Source organism: Hylemonella gracilis str. Niagara R (assembly GCF_000600295.1).
Lineage (GTDB): Bacteria > Pseudomonadota > Gammaproteobacteria > Burkholderiales > Burkholderiaceae_C > Hylemonella > Hylemonella gracilis_A.
In genome coordinates, this window is sequence record NZ_JEMG01000001.1 from 421,617 (window position 1) to 437,810 (window position 16,194).

Below are 16,194 nucleotides of genomic sequence, written 5' to 3' on the forward strand. Positions count from 1 at the left end.
CTTGCATGTCACTGTCCTTGCTCGATCGGCAGTCCTGGATGGAAACCCTGGCTGCTCTGGCGCAGGCCTATTGAGCGGCCTATTCTGTCCCCCCACTCTTTCCGACGCGCTCAGCGCGCACATCACCAAGGAGAGCTCCCATGTCCGATGAAGCCCAATGCCCTTACCACCACGCCGCAGGCGGCGGCACCAGCAACCTGGATTGGTGGCCGAACCAGCTCCGCGTGGATCTGCTGAACCAGCACGGCAACAAGTCCGACCCCCTGGGTGAGAAATTCGACTACGCCGAGGAATTCAAGAAGCTGGACTACAAGGCCCTCAAGGCCGATCTGGTCAAACTGATGACCGACAGCCAGGACTGGTGGCCGGCCGACTTCGGCCACTATGGTCCGCAGATGATCCGCATGGCATGGCATGCGGCTGGCACCTACCGCACCATCGACGGCCGTGGCGGCGGGGGCCGGGGGCAGCAGCGTTTTGCTCCCCTGAACTCCTGGCCCGACAACGTCAACATCGACAAGTCGCGCCGCCTGCTCTGGCCCATCAAGCAGAAATATGGCCAGAAGATTTCCTGGGCCGACCTCTTTATCCTCGCGGGCAACGTGGCGCTGGAGTCCATGGGTTTCCGCACCTTCGGTTTCGCGGGCGGCCGTGAAGACGTCTGGGAACCGGACCTGGACGTGAACTGGGGCCCGGAAATGAAGTGGTTGGGCGTGGACCCGAAGCAGCGCATCGGCGACAAGCGCGAACTCAACGGGCCTTTCGGCGCCTCCCACATGGGCCTGATCTATGTGAATCCCGAAGGCCCGAACGCCAGTGGCGACTACCTGCTGGCCGCCAAGGACATCCGCGCCACCTTCTACCGCATGGCCATGAACGACGAGGAAATCGTCGCCCTGATCGCCGGCGGTCACACCTTCGGCAAGGCCCATGGCGCCGCACCCGAATCGCACAAAGGCCCTGAGCCCGAGGCCGCGCCCATTGAAGCCCAGGGCCTGGGTTGGAACAGCAACTACGGCCAGGGCCACGGCAAGGACACCATCTCCAGCGGCATCGAAGTCACCTGGACCAAGACGCCCGCGCTGTGGAGCAACAACTTCTTCGAGAACCTGTTCAAGTACGAGTGGGAACTGGAGAAGAGCCCCGCCGGCGCCAAGCAGTGGGTGGCCAAGAACGCCGAGGACATCATTCCCGACGCGCACGTCAAGGGCAAGTTCCACAAGCCCAAGATGCTGACCACCGACCTCACGATGCGCTTCGACCCCGAGTTCGGCAAGATCTCCAAGCGCTTCCTCGAGGACCCGCAGGCCTTTGCCGACGCCTTCGCGCGCGCCTGGTTCAAGCTCACGCACCGCGACATGGGGCCCAAGGCGCGTTACCTCGGCCCGGAAGTGCCGAAGGAAGACCTGATTTGGCAAGACCCGCTGCCCGCCGCCAGCCACCAGCCCACGGCCGCCGACATTGCCGACCTCAAGGCCAAGATCGCCGCGTCCGGCCTTTCAGTCAGCGAGCTGGTGTCCGTGGCCTGGGCCTCGGCCTCCACCTTCCGTGGCAGCGACAAGCGGGGCGGCGCCAATGGCGCACGCATCCGCCTGGCGCCGCAGAAGGACTGGGCGGTCAACAAGCCTGTGCTCAAAACCCTGGCCAAGTTGGAAGACATCCAGAAGGCCAGCGGCAAGGCCTCGTTGGCCGACGTGATCGTGCTGGCGGGCGTGGTGGGCGTGGAACAGGCCGCCAAGGCCGCGGGCGTGGCGGTGGAGGTACCCTTCGCGTCGGGCCGCGTGGATGCCACCCAGGCGCAGACGGACGTGGAATCCTTCGCTGTGCTGGAGCCCGTGATCGACGGTTTCCGCAACCACGGTCGCGGCAAGGACGGCACACCGACCGAGGCCATGCTGATCGACAAGGCGCAACTGCTGACCCTCACCGCGCCCGAAATGACGGCCCTGGTCGGTGGCCTGCGGGTGCTGGGCACCAATGCCGATGGCGGCAAGCACGGCGTGTTCACCGACAAGGTCGGAGCGCTGACGAATGACTTCTTCGTGCACCTGCTGGACATGGGCACGCAGTGGAAGGCCACTGACGCCAGCGCCGAGGTCTTCGAAGGCAAGGACCGCAAGTCGGGCAAGGTGAAGTACACCGCCACCCGCAACGACCTGGTCTTCGGCTCCAACTCGGTGCTGCGCGCCTACGCCGAGGTCTATGCCTCGGCCGATGGCCGGCAGAAGTTCGTCCAGGACTTCGTCGCCGCCTGGTCCAAGGTCATGAACCTCGACCGCTTCGACCTCCAGAAGTAATTTTCAGTAACGCTGCGCTGCCACACGATCTGGTAGCGGCGTGATGAATCGAAAATCCCTGGGTCATCGGGTGCGAATCCGGTGACCATTTTTTTACGATTCATTTCGAACACGCAAAGGGAACCATGAAGAATTCAAGAAAGATCGGCTTTTGGGTCGCCATCTTGGCAAGCGCAGTTTTGCTGTCGGGCTGCGCATCGGGGCTCCGCACCACCAAATCCGCCAAGCTCCGTGACAACGCTACGCTGCTTATCATGCCCCCGCACGATGTCGTTCAAAACGGCCAACCGCACGAGATGGGCAAAGGCAGTGGGGAGTACCTGCGAAAAGCGGTCAACGAAAAACTCGCTCAGAGGACCAACCTCAAGCTTGTTTCGTTCGAGCCGACGGCGACGATCAATAACACCACCATCATCACGAAATCCGACGCGCTGGCGGAGGCCAGGAAAGTCAAGGCCGACTATGTGTTGGTTTTGGGGCTGGGTGAATTCATGAATGCGGCACCCATGACATTCCGGCCAGACTTCGCGACCTTGGAAAGTGGATTCCTTTTTGATGTGGCCAGTGGAGAGGAAGTGTGGTCGGTTAAAAGTCCATTGATGCTTCAGAAAGGCAATATCGGGAATCATCTTGTATTGATCGACAAGATGGCCGCATCTGTGGCGCAAACCATCGCCAAGTAAATCGCTCGCGGTTTTCCGTCGGCCGCCGGTGCGCAAGCCCGGCGGCTTTTGTTTTTCCCGTTCGACGGCCTTGGAATAGGCTTGTCAACCGTGACTTCACCGACGTCGCGGACAGACATCATCTGTGCAAATCAGGGGAAGCCCGACCTATAGTGCGTGCTCGATCGACTAATACCATTCCGCCATGACTCACCGCGTAATCCGCGTCCTGCTCGTTGTCGCAAGCTGCCTGTTCCCTTTTTGCGTGGCGTGGGCCCAGACCAGCTACCCCGACAAACCCATCCGCCTCATCGTGCCCTTCCCGCCCGGCGGCGGTACCGACATCCTGGCGCGTCTGGTGGCGACCGAACTCGGTGCCCGGCAGGGCTGGACCCTGGTGGCCGACAACAAGGCCGGCGCGGGCGGCACCATCGGCATCGGCGAGGCCGTCAAGGCCGCACCCACGGGTTATGAACTGGTGATGGGCCAGAAGGACAACCTGGTCATCGGTCCTTGGCTCTACAAAGGGTTGACCTGGGATCCGACCCGTGACCTCGTGGCCGTGTCCCATGTGGCCTATACCCCGGTGCTGATCGCGACCAGCGTCAGTTCCAAGTACCAGAGTCTGGAGGACGTGATCGCCGCGGCGCGCAAGGACCCGGGCAAGATCAGCTACGGCTCCCCGGGCAATGGCACGTCCATCCACTTGGCTGCGGAGCTGTTCCAGAAGGCTGCTGGCATCCAGCTCACGCATGTGCCCTACAAGGGCTCCAATCCGGCCCTGATGGACGCGCTGGCCGGCAACATCGATCTGTTGGTGTCTTCCGTCCCTTCGGCCATGGGGCAGATCAAGGCGGGGAAACTGCGCGCCCTGGCGGTCACGTCCGCCGCGCGCAGTTCCTCCCTGCCTGAAGTGCCCACGGTGGCGCAGGCGGCTCGCTTGAAAGATTTCGACGTGAGCACCTGGTACGGCCTGTTCGCGCCCGCAGGCACGCCCGCGCCCGTGGTGGACAAGCTCCACGCCGCCGTCAACAGCCTGCTGCAGGACGCGACCGTGCGCGCCGCCATCCAGGCCCAGGGTGCCGAGCCCCAGGCCAAGAGCGCGGCGGCCTTCGCCACGCAGCTGCGCACCGAGTACCCGCAGTGGAAGGGCATCGTCGAGGCGGCAGGCGTCAAGTTGGATTGAGGCGTTGCCATCGCGGGCCATCCACTTGCCGTGACTGGACCGGTCGGCGTTTCCGAGCCCGGCTCGTCGCTCAGATCGCCAGCGGGTCCACGTCCACAGCCCAGCGCAGGATACCTTGCCCCTCGGGTGCGCCACGCAATTCGTGCAAGGTCAATTGCCAGTCCGAGAGGAAGCGCTGCAGCGCCGCGCGCGAGGCGCTTTCCACCAGCATCTGCGCGCGCTCCACATTGGCCACGCGCTGCACGCTCATGGGCACTGCGGGGTAGAGCGTCACCGCCAGCCGCGCGGCCGCGTCCTGGCCCAGGGCGCCAGCGGCGTTCAGGAAGGCTTGCGCGCCATCCTGGGTGCGGGCTTCGGCGCGCACCAAGGCCTGAAAACTGAAAGGCGGCAAGCCCGCCTGCTCGCGTTCCTGCAATTGTTGCGCGGCGAAGGCGGGGTAATCGTGCTGTTTCAGTGCTTCGTACAGCGGGTGCGTGGGGTGCTCGGTCTGCACCCACACTTCGCTGCGCGTCCCCAGGACGACATCCCGGCCGGCGCGTCCCGCCACCTGCATCAGCAAAGAGAATAGGCGCTCGGGCGCGCGGAAGTCGCTGGAGTACAGGGCGGTGTCCGGGTTGATGACCGCGACCAGGGTGATGTTGCGGAAGTCATGGCCCTTGGCCACCATCTGCGTGCCCACCAGCACATCCACCTCGCCCTGGTGCACCTGGGCCAGCTGGGCCTCCAGCTCGCCCTTGCGCCGTGTGGTGTCGGCGTCGATGCGGGCGATGCGCACCGGGTCGCCATCGGGTGCGTCCGTGGAGGCGGCCACCGCTGCACCGCCGCGTGGCCGCCGTACCCCGGCCAGCAGCGCGGCCAGCTGTTCCTCGATCTGTTCCGTGCCGCGTCCGATGGGCCGGATATCCGGGCTGCCGCAAGAGGGGCAGGCGCGTGGCACGCGCTCGGCGTGGCCGCAGTGGTGGCAGCGCAGCGTGCGGTCGATCTTGTGGAAGACGCGGTAGGCGCTGCAGTGCGGGCACTCGCTTTTCCAGTCGCATTCGGCGCAATGCAGCACGGGGGCGTAACCACGCCGGTTCAGGAAGACCAGGCATTGCTCGCCACGCGCGATGCGCTCCTGCATGGCCGCGAGCAGGGGGGGCGAGAACACCGCGCCCTTGGGCTGGTGCCGCATGTCCACGCGCCGCACCAGCGGCAGACCACCACCCGGCGCATCGGGCCCGGCGACGGCGCCCACGCGGCTGGGCATGGCAAGGCGGACGTAGCGTCCGCCTTGCTCGGCGGGCCGGCTGTGGTGCCAGCTTTCCAGCGAGGGCGTGGCCGAGCCGAGGAGGACCTGGGCGTTTTCCAGCCGGCCGCGGTAGATGGCCAGGTCGCGCGCCGAGTAACGCGCGCCTTCCTGCTGTTTGTAGCTGGGGTCGTGCTCCTCGTCTACGACGATGAGCCGCAGGCGCGGCAGGGAGGCGAAGATCGCCATGCGCGTGCCCAGCACGATGCGCGCCGGGCTGGTAGGGGGGGCTGATTCCTCGCCCTCCTGATCAGTTGCGCCGTCACGCGCCATGTCGCCATGCGCGGCCAGCCAGCTCTGCAGGCGTTGCGGGTTGGTCATGCCGCTGTGCAAGGACACCACGCTGGCGGCGCCGAAGCGCTCGACAAAGCGCGCTTCGAGCTGCGGCGTCAGGTTGATCTCGGGCACCATGACCAGGGCCTGGGCCAGCGGGTCACGCGCCAGCAGGGCTTGCACCGCGCGCAGATAGACCTCGGTCTTGCCGCTGCCGGTGGCGCCAAACAGCAGGAAGGGCGCGCTGGCGTCGCGGCTGGCCAGGGCCTCGAGCGCGGCGGCCTGCTCGGCCGTCAGCGTGGGCAGCGCGACGGCGGGTGGGCTGGACGCATCCGGCGCACCAGACGTTTGGGTTTCCTGCTCTGGCCGGCGCCGTTTCTTGAGCCTTCGCGCCAGCTGCTCCCCGCTCAGCTCGCGCAAAGCGGGCGGCAAGGCCGCCAGGGCGACTTCGCCTGCCGAGCGCTGGTAATAACGGGCGGTGAAATCCACCAACCGCCGCCAGCTCGCCGACAGGGGCGGCAGTGCCGTCAGTGCTTCCGTGATGGGACGGAGCTTGTCTGCGTCGATCGCCGGCAGGTCCGCCGCCCCGTCTGCGCGGTCCCAGACGATGCCCAGCAGCACGCGCTTGCCCAGCGGAACACGCACCAGGGTGCCGGGCGCAAGTGCCTGCTCACTCAGCCAGGTCAGCATGCCACCCGACTGGTGGATCTTGCTGTGTGCCGGCGTGGGGACCAGGATGGGAAGGGGATGCGCCATGCGGGGAGGGTTGCTTCGGGGGCTGACTTAGCCAGTGATCTTGTGCCTGTTTGGCGAAAGTGCCGCTAAGTACTTGATCTGCAAGGGCTCGGAACTAATCCAATGCTTCTGTGGATAACTTTGTTGAAAGCTCCCCTGACAAACCGGCGCAAGCCTTGTAAATCAAGGCTTCCAACAAATTGCCTTTGAAAAAAGCAATTCCGGATACCTATATGAATCAACAACTTAGATGCGCTATGGCTTTTGTAGCGAGGGGCAAGCCGCCTCTCTTGTCTGCGTCACAGGGTTTACCGGTTTTGTGCATAAGTAAGCCCTGGACCCCTTGACAAGGCCTGGCCGGAAGTGCTTTGGCGTGCGCCTGTCTCACGCTCGCCGCAGCGCCCGTGATTGCGCGTGCACGGCCTCGACCAGCGCCGTCACATGCTCGGGCGGTGTGTATTGGCTGATGCCGTGGCCCAGGTTGAAGATGTGCGTGGGACCGGGTCGCGTGGTGTCGGTGTGCGGCGTGCCGAAGCTGGCCAGCACCTTGGCCACTTCCGCCTCGATGGCAGCGGGTGGCGCGAACAGCACGTTCGGGTCCAGGTTGCCCTGCAGCGCCTTGCCCCGCGCGCCTTCACCCACCAGCGTGCGTGCAGAGCCGAGGTTGACCGTCCAGTCCAGGCCCAGCACCTCGCAATCGAGCGCGCCCATCTCACGCAGCCATAGGCCGCCGCCCTTGGTGAAGACGATGCGCGGCACCACCTTGCCATCCACGCCGGTGCGTTTGAGTTGGGCCAGCACACGCGCGGTGTAAGCCAGGCTGAATTGCTGGAACACGCCATCGGCCAGCACGCCGCCCCAGCTGTCGAACACCATCACGGCTTGTGCGCCCGCGTCGATCTGCGCGTTCAGGTAGGCGGACACGGCGTCCGCGTTCACCTGCAGGATGCGGTGCATCAGGTCCGGGCGCGCGTACAACATGCTCTTGACCAGGCGGTAGTCGTCCGAACCCGCGCCCTCGACCATGTAGCAGGCCAAGGTCCAGGGACTACCGGAAAAGCCGATCAGGGGCACGCGGCCGTCCAGTGCCTTGCGGATGGACGTGACGGCATCAAAGACGTAGCGCAGACGGTCCAGGTCCGGCACGGCCAGCGCCCCCACGGCGGCTTCATCGCGCACGGGGCGCGCGAACTTCGGCCCTTCGCCCTGGGCGAAGGACAGGCCCAATCCCATGGCATCGGGCACGGTCAGGATGTCGGAAAACAGAATCGCCGCGTCCAGCGCGTAACGGTCCAGTGGCTGCAGCGTGACTTCGGTGGCGTAATCCACGTTCGTCGCCAAGCCCATGAAACTGCCCGCGCGTTCGCGGGTGGCGCGGTACTCGGGCAGGTAACGCCCGGCCTGGCGCATCAGCCACAGCGGGGTGTAGTCGGTGGCCTGGCGCAGGCAGGCACGCAGGAAGCAGTCGTTTTTCAGGGGGGCGAAGCGGGTCATGCCCCGATTGTCGCAAGGATTGTTCGGCCCCCCGCCTTTGCCCGCCGCGGGCGGTTTGCCAACCACCGTTGGCTTGCGTTGTGCCTGACGACTGAGGTGGTTCGCGGTCGTCGGCTTACCGCGCCCGCCGAACTTCCAGGATCTCGAAGTCGATGGCTTCGTGGTAGATCTTGGGGTCGCGCAAGGCCATGTACAGCAGGATCTTGGGTGCTTGGTGGGCGACCAGGCGGTGCGCGACCACGCCCAGCAGCACCATGCCCAGGCCAATCCAGCGGTAGCCGTACCAGGCCATGCCGATGCCCGCGCCGATGATGGGCAGGATCAGCGCCGTCAGCATCAGGCGGTGCTTGACGTACTTGGTGGCGCGTTCGGGGTTGACGATGAGCCGGAAGAGCCCGGCCGGTAGGCCGGTGCGGAACTCTTCATGGGGCACGTAGATGGGCTCTGGGGCCGGGGATGTCTCGCTCATGGCTGGATTTTGCCCGATGCCCCGCAGTGTCCCCTCCACCTCATTTGTACTTGATGGTGCAGCCGTAGGCGCGTGTCGTGGCCTGGTTCAGGGGCTGGCCGGCGAGGGCCTGGCTCAGTCCGACACGGATGTAATTGGTGGCGCCGTTGATGTCGCTGGCGCGCGCCGAGGGCTTGTCGTCGATGCCGCCCGCGTAGATCAGACGGCCTTGCGGATCGACGATGTACATGTGCGGCGTGACCCGGGCGGCATAGGCACGGCCCGCCACGCCTTCGGCGTCCATCAGCGTGGCGGCAGGCGCGCCGCCCTGTTCGCGCATCCAGCGCCCCAGCTGAGCCGGGGGCTGGTAGTCGACGTGGCTGGCCTCGGTCGAGTTGATCGTGAGCCAGGCCACGTTCTTCGCGGCGGCTTCCTTCTGCAACTGCTGCATATTTCCGCTGCTGTAATGCTTCTGCACGAAGGGACAGCTCGGGTTATTCCATTCCAGCACCACGTAGCGTCCGCGGAAGTTCGATAGGCGCACGGTCTTGCCGGTCACGTCCTGCAGGCTGAAATCCGGCGCGGTCTGGCCGACGGATGGGCCGGCGGCGGCGCGTGCCGGGAGCGGCGCCGTGCCGAGGCTCAGCGCCGCTGCGCAGAGGCTGAAAAGGGCGAGGGGGAAAGACAGCTGGGTCAGCATGATGTGCTCCTGAGGGCGCAGCGGTTCACAGGGTGTCCAGGGCGCGCTGCACTTCGCCCGGACTCAGCAATTCGGACAGCACCAGCGGCGCGACGCCTGGCCGGTGCAGCACGTAGACGGGCACGCCGCTGCGGCCCAGCGCCGTCAGCGCGGCGCCGATGGCCGGGTCGCGCCGGGTCCAGTCGGCACGCAGCAGGACGACGTTGCGCGCGGTGAAGGCTTTCAGCACCTGCGCGTCATTCAGCGTCGTGCGCTTGTTGACCTGGCAGGTGACGCACCAGGCAGCGGTGTAGTCCACGAACACGGCGCGACCTTCGGCCAGCAGGGCTTGTTCCCGCGCGGGGCTCCAGGCTTGCCAGTGTTCGTCGCCCGACTGGGCTTGGCTGGATGGCGTTGTTGGCGTGAACATCGATGGGCCGAAGGTGGCGGCGAACCAGCCACTCGTGATCAGCAGCAAGGCGGCCAGTAAAAGGCGTGTACGACCGTGCAGCGTCAGTGCCCAGATCAGGGCCGAGAGCAGCACCAACAGCACCAGCAGGGTGGCCGCGCCGTCCACGCCGCTTTGATGACCCAGCACCCAGACCAGCCAGACGACAGTGAGCAGCATGGGGAAGGCCAACATGCGGCGCAAGGTCAGCATCCAGAGGCCGGGCCGGGGCAGCAGACGCGCCACGGCCGGGATGAAGCTGGCGACCAGATACGGCAGGGCCAGGCCCAGGCCCAGGGCTGCGAAGATGGCCAGGGCTTGGTGTGCCGGCAGCGTGGCGGCCAGGCCCAGGGCTGCACCCATGAAGGGCGCGGTGCAAGGCGAAGCCACGACCACGGCCAGCACGCCGGTCAGCAGCGCGTCCAGCATGGGATGGCGGGCTTGCAGGGCAGCCAGCCGGCCTGGCGCCATCTGTCCGAACTCGAACAGGCCGGCGAGGTTGAGCGCGATCACCGTGAAGAGCGCGGCCAGCGCAGCCACCATGGCCGGGCTCTGTAGCTGGAAGCCCCAGCCCAGGCTCTCGCCAGCGCCGCGCAGGCCCAGCAGGACCAGGCCCAGCGCGAGGACGCTCAGCAGCACGCCCGCCGTGTAGGCCAGGCCGCCCAGCCGCAGGGCGCGCCGGTCCTGGGCATGTTGTGCGAAGCCCAGCACCTTGATGGCCAGGATGGGCAGCACGCAGGGCATGAGGTTGAGGATCAGCCCGCCCAGCACGGCCAGCGCGAGGGCCGCGAGGAAGGTCAGGGAGGACGCGGGCGGCGCGGCGGGCATGGGCGGGGCGAGGTTTGCAACGGCCCGGTTCGCGTCCAGCGCCGCCTGCAGCGCGGGGGAAATGGCCGTCGGCGCCGCGGCTTCAGGCCAGGGCTGACGCACCGGAAGCTCAAGGCGCCAGCCTTCACGGGCGTTGCCGTGCGTCGATGGGTCGAGGGCCACGCTCAGCACCACTGGCAGCACGGTCGGGCTGGCGCTGCGCTGGTGCGAAATCGGCAGAGTCGCGGTCCAGAGCCCGCCTTGCCAGGCCTGCGTCCAGGGCGCGGAAGGATTCAGCACCTCGGCTGTTTCAGGGAAGGCGTCCAGCCGCTGTCCGTGCAGCCGGTCGGGCAGGCCGGCGACCGTCAGCTTCAAGGCTTGGCCCTCAATGTCCAGGCGACTCGCGCCGAGGGGCAGTGCTCGCGGCCGGACCTGCCGCGCCGCCGCGAAGGCCGCCGCGTCCATGGTGGTGGCGCCGCGCAAGGGAATGCGCAAGGTGTAGCGCCCTTCCTCGGGGATGCACTCGCTGCGGCAGATCAGCCAGCTGGCCTGCAGCTGCAGCGTCAGCTCGTTCTGCCCGGGCGCGGCGCGGAAGTCCGCCGCAACCGTCAGTGGCACGGGCAACAACACCGTGTCGTCATAGCCGTAGTTGATCAAGGGATCGGTGCTGCCGATGGCGAATTTCCTCGGGACCGGCCAGTCGATCGCGCCAGCCGTGATGCCCGGCGGCAGCGTCCACTGCAGTTCCGTGGGCAGGCCCGAGTCACCCGGGTTCTTCCAATAGGTGTGCCAATCCTTGGCATGCGTGATGCGCAGGCCTGCCCACAGGGTTTGCCCAGGGACGACGCCTTCGGGGGCGTGGGCGATGAGTTCGGTGCGCGCTTGCGCGGTCTGCACCACCGCGCCGCCGGAGCCCGGGTTCAAGAAGCTCTGCGCCTGGCTCAAGTCGCCCGTCGCAAGCAGGCCCAGACTCAGACCGGACAGGGCCAAGAGGCGGGCAAACCAGGCGGGGCAGGACACAAGAAGGCGCGGACCACGGAACATCATGCGGGCGATGTTAAGTCAGGCCCCTAGGGATTCAGCATCCCCGCAGACCTGTCAAGGGATAACTGGGCTTTGATCTCGGCTACTGCCGGGCGCCGACGGGTTGGTGCCATCGGTGGTCATAATGGTCTTTCTTTCCGGTTCCTGTAACGAAATCCTCGTCTTTGGAGAGTTGTAGTGATGGTTGCAGTCAGCAAGATGGAAGCGGCGCTCGCCCCTTGGGCGGCGAAGCTGAGAAAGAAAACAGATCTGCCCGTCCTGGTGCAGTTTGGCGAAACGGGCGAAGGCGGTGGCCTCAAGCTCGGTGACTTCGAGACACCCAAGGTGACGATCCGGTTGCGCAAGCCCAGCGTGGTGACGCGCCTGCTCAGCCCCAGCCTGGACAATCTGGGGGAAGCCTATGTGGAAGGCCTGCTGGACGTGGAAGGCAGCGTTGCCGACATCCTGGCGCTGGGGCACCAGTTGGCCGAGGCCGGCAGCCAGACCGAGGGTCGGCTGACGCGCATCGTGCGTCATTTCAAACACACGAAAAAAAGCGACAAGGAAGCCATCCAGTACCACTACGACGTGTCCAACGCCTTCTACCAGACTTGGCTGGACCCGCGCATGGTCTATTCCTGCGCCTACTTCGAGAATGGCGATGAGACGCTGGAAGAGGCGCAACTCAAGAAGATCGACCACATCCTGACCAAGGTCCAGCTTCGGCCCGGGCACCGGTTGCTGGACATCGGCTGTGGCTGGGGTGCCCTGGTGATCCGCGCCGCGCAGAAGTTTGGCGCGCGTTGCGTGGGTGTGACGCTGTCGCAGAACCAGTTCGACCTGGCCACCGAGCGCGTCAAGGCCGCAGGCCTGCAGGACCAGGTCGAGATCCGCTTGCAGGACTACCGCGACCTGGAGGGGCAGTTCGACCGCATCACCAGCGTGGGCATGTTCGAGCATGTCGGGCTGAACTACCTGGAGGCTTATTTCGCCCAGATCCGCAAGCTGCTGACGGACGATGGGTGGGTGCTCAACCACGGCATCACCTCCACCGACGCGAACAACGGTGAAACCTCCCATGGCGGCGGGCGTTTCGTCGACCGGTATGTGTTTCCGCAAGGGGAGTTGCCGCACATCAGCACCGTGCTACGGACCATGCAGCTGGGCGGTCTGGAGGCGCTGGATGTGGAAAGCCTGCGCCGCCACTACATGCACACCACGCAGCTGTGGAGCCAGGCCTTCGAAGCGGGCACGCAACAGCTGCGGAGCATGGTGCCCGAGAGAACCTGGCGCATCTGGCGCATCTACCTTGCCGGTTGCCAGTGGGCGTTCGACAATGACGAGATTTCCCTCTACCAGGTGCTGTGTGGCAAGGCGGGACGCCCCTCCTCCGTGTTGCCCTGGTCACGGCGCTGGATGTACGCACGATGAACCCATTTTTGCCCAGCCACGCCTGGGCCGACCTCACGACCCAGGATTTCGCCCGGCTGGACCCGGCGCAGCGCGCGCGTCTGATCGCCGTCCTGCCCCTGGGGGCCACCGAGCAGCATGGCCCGCATCTGCCCTTGAGCGTCGATCACGATCTGGTCAAGGGCGTGGTGGCCGCCAGTCTGCCGCATCTGAGGGACTTGCCGGTGCTCTTCCTGCCCAGCCAGGACGTGGGCTTCAGTCCCGAGCACCAGGCTTATCCCGGCACCCTCAGCCTGCCCGCGCCAGTGGTGATCGGTCTGTGGACCGCGCTGGGCGAATCGGTGGCGCGCGCGGGGGTGCGCAAGCTGGTGCTGCTCAACGCCCATGGCGGTCAGGTGGGTCTGCTGGATGTGGTGGCACGTGATCTGCGCGCGCGCCTGGGCATGTTGGTCTACAGCGTCAACACCTTCCACCTGCCCCTGCCCGCCGATGTGGAGGGCCTGTTCAGCGCCGAGGAGCATCGTTACGGCATCCATGCTGGCCAGATCGAGACAGCGATGATGCTGGCGCTGGCCCCGCAGTGGGTGCGTATGGACCAAGCTCGCCACTTTGCCTCGGCTTCGCAAGCCCGCGCGGGCCGGTTCCCGATCCTGGGCAACGGGCGCAGCGCCAAGCTGGCTTGGCAGATGCAGGATTACAACCCCGCCGGTGCCGTGGGGGACGCGGCGGCGGCCACGGCCGAGCAGGGCCGCGCCCTGCTGGAAGCGCAGGGGCGCGCCTTGGCGGCCTTGCTGTCTGAAATGGACCGATTACCATCAGATACTTTGGCGCCAGGGCCTTTGGCCTGACAATCCGCCCATGTTGCGTGCTCTGAAGAAAATCTTTTCCGCTTCCTTCACCACTTCATCGGCGGAGACCGATCTGATTGAGCTCAAGCCCATGGCACTGACCCAACAACTTTCCTACCGTCGTTTCCTGCGCTCCGTCTTCCAGGCGCCGGCCCGTCTGACCTTGAGCAGCGGCGTGCTGGACGTGCAGGTGGTGGACATCTCGCTCAAGGGCGTGCTGACCGAACTGCGCGCGGGCGCCGGCACCACGCTGCCGGTTCAGGGTGGCCGGGGGCGGCTGCGCATGGCGCTCTCGGCCACGGACTACATCGCGATGGACGTCGCCGTGGCGCGGGTGGCGCAGCAGGCCGCGGCGGGTGTCGGTGGTTTTGGCACGGTCTGGCAGGTGGGTCTGCAATGTGCCCACATCGACCTGGACAGCGTCACTCACCTGCGCCAGCTGATCGAACGCAACATGCAGGACCCCGCCCTCCTCGGGCGCGAACTGGCCGTGTTGATCGGCTACGAGCCCGAAGCCTGAACCCCAAGCGAGGGCGATGCCGCGTGCGCGGATTCAAGCGCAGTTCAGGCATAAGTGACCCAGTCCTCACGGCCGGGCGCATCCAAGTGCGGGATGGTGTTGAAACTCACCAGGCTGAGTCTGCGGGGCGTGTAATCGAACTCGGTGACGGCGCTGTTGCGCAGGCGCAGGTTCAGTTCTATGCTCGTCTCGGCGGGTGCACCCAGCACCTGCGCGACGGCGGTCGCGATCGGCCCGCCGCTGGAGACGATCAGCACATCCCCCTTGCAGTGCTCGCGCACATGGTCCAGCGCCGCGCGCACGCCAGCCACGAAATCAGCGTGGGAAGGCATGCCACGCGGCGCGATGGCGCCCGCCGCCCATTGCAACAAGGCGGTGCGCAGCAGGCGGAAATGCGCTCGGCGCGATTCAGTCGTGTCCACCGCGCCGGGCATGGGTGAGGTGGCGCCCAAGGCTTCGAGCAGCGCAGCGCTGTCGTATTCATTGAGCCAGGGCTGTGCCCGGGCGATGTCGCGCTCTTCGGGGTTGACGCCGAGGCCGTGCGCGATGCCCGCCCAGGTCTGGGCGTGGCGTCGCAGCGTGCCGGTCAACACGGCGTCGAAGTGGGGGCTTGCGCCGCGTCCACGTGCGCGCCAATACTGGCCCAGCAATTCACTTTGACGTACGCCTAGTTCGCTGAGCCGGTCGTAGTCGGCCGCGCCGAACGAGGCTTGACCATGACGCACGAGGTATAGGGTGGGCATGCGAGCCAGTATGCCCGCGAGAGGCTTGATTCGCAGCGGCGCAGTGGCACGTGCTTGTCGCGCGCGCGTCAGCGTGAAAGTGCCCGCCTCAGTTCAGCACGGCCGCGCCCGGGATCAGGCCCAGACTGTGCGGACGGGTCAGCGCTTGCGCCAGCGTGCGCAGCACGGCGCGGCTGAGATCCTCGTTGGAATAGCCGTAGCTCTCCGCAAGCAGGCGCTGTCCTCGCGCGTCGCCGGCTTCGATGGTTTCGGCCAGCTGCAGCGCCGGGTAGTACGGGCCGCTGCTTTCCAGCAAGGCTTGCTGGATGCGCTGCGACAGCGGCAGGCCGCGCAACAGACTGGGCAGCGACTCACCCACCAGCCGCTCCAGCTGCGCGTACAGGCCGCAGAGGTAGATCTCACGACGCAGGTCTTCCTCGTCGCCGGGGTCCAGCAGGTGCTCGACCAGGTGCGCGTGCACGGCCATGCCGACGCGCACCGGGCGCAGGTCCGGCAGGTCGTCCGCGTTGGCCAGTTGCGCGTGCAGCCAGGCATAGACATGCTTGAGCCCCCAGACCTGCAGGCCACGGCGCACGGTATCGATGGCGCCGCGCTCGCGTGCGGCGGCCTTGTTCACGCGTTGCAGGAAGCGGTGGCACAGCAGCGGGTCGGCGCAGAGCAAGGCTTCGATGTCGTCGTCCGAGGCGTCGTCCTCAATGGCCTGCAGCACGGCCAGGATGGCCGCGCGCGCAGGTGCGCGCGCCGCGTCCGACAGTTCGCGCAGCGTGTCCTCGACGGGCCAGCCAGCGACGGCCCAGGTCTGGGTGCCCCGGTCGCTGGTGTCCAGCGCCTGGGCGGCCTGCAGGCGACGCTCGGGCGCCTGCAGGATGAACGGCGCCCCGCTGTCTTGGGAACCGGTCCAGAGCACGGGCAGACCGCGCGCGGCCGCCTGCCGGGCCCGAGGGCCCAGCACCGTGTCTTGCTGGATTTCAGGGCCAAGCGCGATCCAGAGCCCTTGCGGTGCATCGCCGTCTCGCGGCACGACGCGGCGCGGTCCGGATGGGTCGGTTGGCTGCGCCTGGGTCAGCATGTCCAGCAACAGGGCCGGGTTGCGCAGGGTCAGCAGCAGTGGCGGCGCGTGCGGTGGCCAGAGATCGGCCAGCGTGGCGAAGAGATACCGCGCGTAGCCGGCGCCAGAGATGTCGGCGTCAGGCGGCGTGTCGATCAGCAGCTGGGCGCCCGCGAGCGCGCGCCGCTGGTCCCAGAGCAGGCGATGGCTGAGGGTCAGGGAAGCCAGAGGGGACGCGCTCATGGTGTGGAGGCGGGGGTGGCGCGTTAGCGAAGGCCTGCCCGACCG

General features: G+C 66.6%; 13 protein-coding genes. 6 read left to right on the top strand and 7 right to left on the bottom strand.

Annotated features, from left to right (window positions below; genetic code table 11):
* The first annotated feature begins 140 nt into the window (after positions 1-140).
* The 3 genes from katG to AZ34_RS01980 all read left to right on the top strand — a co-directional run bounded on the left by katG (position 141) and on the right by AZ34_RS01980 (position 4,145).
* Positions 141-2,297, top strand: coding sequence for a catalase/peroxidase HPI (katG, locus tag AZ34_RS01970; protein WP_035604239.1), 2,157 nt, complete (start codon positions 141-143; stop codon positions 2,295-2,297).
* 125 nt (positions 2,298-2,422) lie between these two features.
* Positions 2,423-2,980, top strand: a complete 558-nt coding sequence (locus AZ34_RS01975; protein ID WP_035604242.1) for a hypothetical protein — start codon at positions 2,423-2,425, stop codon at positions 2,978-2,980.
* Positions 2,981-3,164: 184 nt separating this feature from the next.
* On the top strand, positions 3,165-4,145 hold the full coding sequence (locus AZ34_RS01980; protein ID WP_035604245.1) for a Bug family tripartite tricarboxylate transporter substrate binding protein: 981 nt from the start codon (positions 3,165-3,167) through the stop codon (positions 4,143-4,145).
* A gap of 70 nt (positions 4,146-4,215) precedes the next feature.
* Here AZ34_RS01980 and priA read toward each other — a convergent pair whose 3' ends face one another.
* From priA to AZ34_RS02005, 5 genes are all read right to left on the bottom strand, one after another.
* On the bottom strand, positions 4,216-6,459 hold the full coding sequence (gene priA, locus AZ34_RS01985; protein ID WP_035604248.1) for a replication restart helicase PriA: 2,244 nt from the start codon (positions 6,457-6,459) through the stop codon (positions 4,216-4,218).
* A gap of 363 nt (positions 6,460-6,822) precedes the next feature.
* Positions 6,823-7,932: a uroporphyrinogen decarboxylase gene (hemE, locus tag AZ34_RS01990; protein WP_035604253.1), complete on the bottom strand. Its 1,110-nt coding sequence runs from the start codon at positions 7,930-7,932 to the stop codon at positions 6,823-6,825.
* 115 nt (positions 7,933-8,047) lie between these two features.
* Positions 8,048-8,401 carry a hypothetical protein gene (locus AZ34_RS01995; RefSeq protein ID WP_035604255.1) on the bottom strand — a complete coding sequence of 118 codons (354 nt, stop codon included), beginning with the start codon at positions 8,399-8,401 and terminating at the stop codon, positions 8,048-8,050.
* Positions 8,402-8,441: 40 nt separating this feature from the next.
* The gene (locus AZ34_RS02000) at positions 8,442-9,080 is read right to left on the bottom strand and encodes a redoxin domain-containing protein (protein WP_081767035.1); all 639 of its coding nucleotides are present in this window, start codon (positions 9,078-9,080) and stop codon (positions 8,442-8,444) included.
* Between the two features lie 25 nt (positions 9,081-9,105).
* Positions 9,106-11,361, bottom strand: a complete 2,256-nt coding sequence (locus AZ34_RS02005; protein ID WP_231495437.1) for a protein-disulfide reductase DsbD family protein — start codon at positions 11,359-11,361, stop codon at positions 9,106-9,108.
* A 177-nt stretch (positions 11,362-11,538) separates the two neighbouring features.
* Between AZ34_RS02005 and AZ34_RS02010 the strand changes: the two genes are divergently transcribed.
* The 3 genes from AZ34_RS02010 to AZ34_RS02020 are packed head-to-tail and all read left to right on the top strand — an operon-like array spanning position 11,539 to position 14,115.
* Positions 11,539-12,768, top strand: a complete 1,230-nt coding sequence (locus tag AZ34_RS02010) for an SAM-dependent methyltransferase (protein WP_081767036.1) — start codon at positions 11,539-11,541, stop codon at positions 12,766-12,768.
* Positions 12,765-13,595, top strand: a complete 831-nt coding sequence (locus AZ34_RS02015; RefSeq protein ID WP_035604258.1) for a creatininase family protein — start codon at positions 12,765-12,767, stop codon at positions 13,593-13,595. Before AZ34_RS02010 ends, AZ34_RS02015 begins: the two co-directional genes overlap by 4 nt.
* A gap of 10 nt (positions 13,596-13,605) precedes the next feature.
* Complete coding sequence (locus AZ34_RS02020; protein ID WP_051509452.1) at positions 13,606-14,115, top strand: PilZ domain-containing protein; 510 nt, start codon at positions 13,606-13,608, stop codon at positions 14,113-14,115.
* Between the two features lie 44 nt (positions 14,116-14,159).
* On the opposite strand, the gene AZ34_RS02025 is transcribed toward AZ34_RS02020, so the two are convergent.
* Together AZ34_RS02025 and AZ34_RS02030 are read right to left on the bottom strand one after the other, a co-directional pair.
* Positions 14,160-14,858 (bottom strand): histidine phosphatase family protein, encoded by a 699-nt coding sequence (locus AZ34_RS02025; RefSeq protein WP_035604261.1) that lies wholly within the window; start codon positions 14,856-14,858, stop codon positions 14,160-14,162.
* An 88-nt stretch (positions 14,859-14,946) separates the two neighbouring features.
* Positions 14,947-16,149 carry a hypothetical protein gene (locus AZ34_RS02030; RefSeq protein WP_035604264.1) on the bottom strand — a complete coding sequence of 401 codons (1,203 nt, stop codon included), beginning with the start codon at positions 16,147-16,149 and terminating at the stop codon, positions 14,947-14,949.
* Positions 16,150-16,194: the final 45 nt, after the last annotated feature.

Coding starts and splice junctions, on each gene's coding strand:
- katG (WP_035604239.1), top strand. CDS start 141: ATGTCCGATGAAGCCCAATGCCCTTACCACCACGCCGCAGGCGGCGGC.
- AZ34_RS01975 (WP_035604242.1), top strand. CDS start 2,423: ATGAAGAATTCAAGAAAGATCGGCTTTTGGGTCGCCATCTTGGCAAGC.
- AZ34_RS01980 (WP_035604245.1), top strand. CDS start 3,165: ATGACTCACCGCGTAATCCGCGTCCTGCTCGTTGTCGCAAGCTGCCTG.
- priA (WP_035604248.1), bottom strand. CDS start 6,459: ATGGCGCATCCCCTTCCCATCCTGGTCCCCACGCCGGCACACAGCAAG.
- hemE (WP_035604253.1), bottom strand. CDS start 7,932: ATGACCCGCTTCGCCCCCCTGAAAAACGACTGCTTCCTGCGTGCCTGC.
- AZ34_RS01995 (WP_035604255.1), bottom strand. CDS start 8,401: ATGAGCGAGACATCCCCGGCCCCAGAGCCCATCTACGTGCCCCATGAA.
- AZ34_RS02000 (WP_081767035.1), bottom strand. CDS start 9,080: ATGCTGACCCAGCTGTCTTTCCCCCTCGCCCTTTTCAGCCTCTGCGCA.
- AZ34_RS02005 (WP_231495437.1), bottom strand. CDS start 11,361: ATGATGTTCCGTGGTCCGCGCCTTCTTGTGTCCTGCCCCGCCTGGTTT.
- AZ34_RS02010 (WP_081767036.1), top strand. CDS start 11,539: ATGGTTGCAGTCAGCAAGATGGAAGCGGCGCTCGCCCCTTGGGCGGCG.
- AZ34_RS02015 (WP_035604258.1), top strand. CDS start 12,765: ATGAACCCATTTTTGCCCAGCCACGCCTGGGCCGACCTCACGACCCAG.
- AZ34_RS02020 (WP_051509452.1), top strand. CDS start 13,606: ATGTTGCGTGCTCTGAAGAAAATCTTTTCCGCTTCCTTCACCACTTCA.
- AZ34_RS02025 (WP_035604261.1), bottom strand. CDS start 14,858: ATGCCCACCCTATACCTCGTGCGTCATGGTCAAGCCTCGTTCGGCGCG.
- AZ34_RS02030 (WP_035604264.1), bottom strand. CDS start 16,149: ATGAGCGCGTCCCCTCTGGCTTCCCTGACCCTCAGCCATCGCCTGCTC.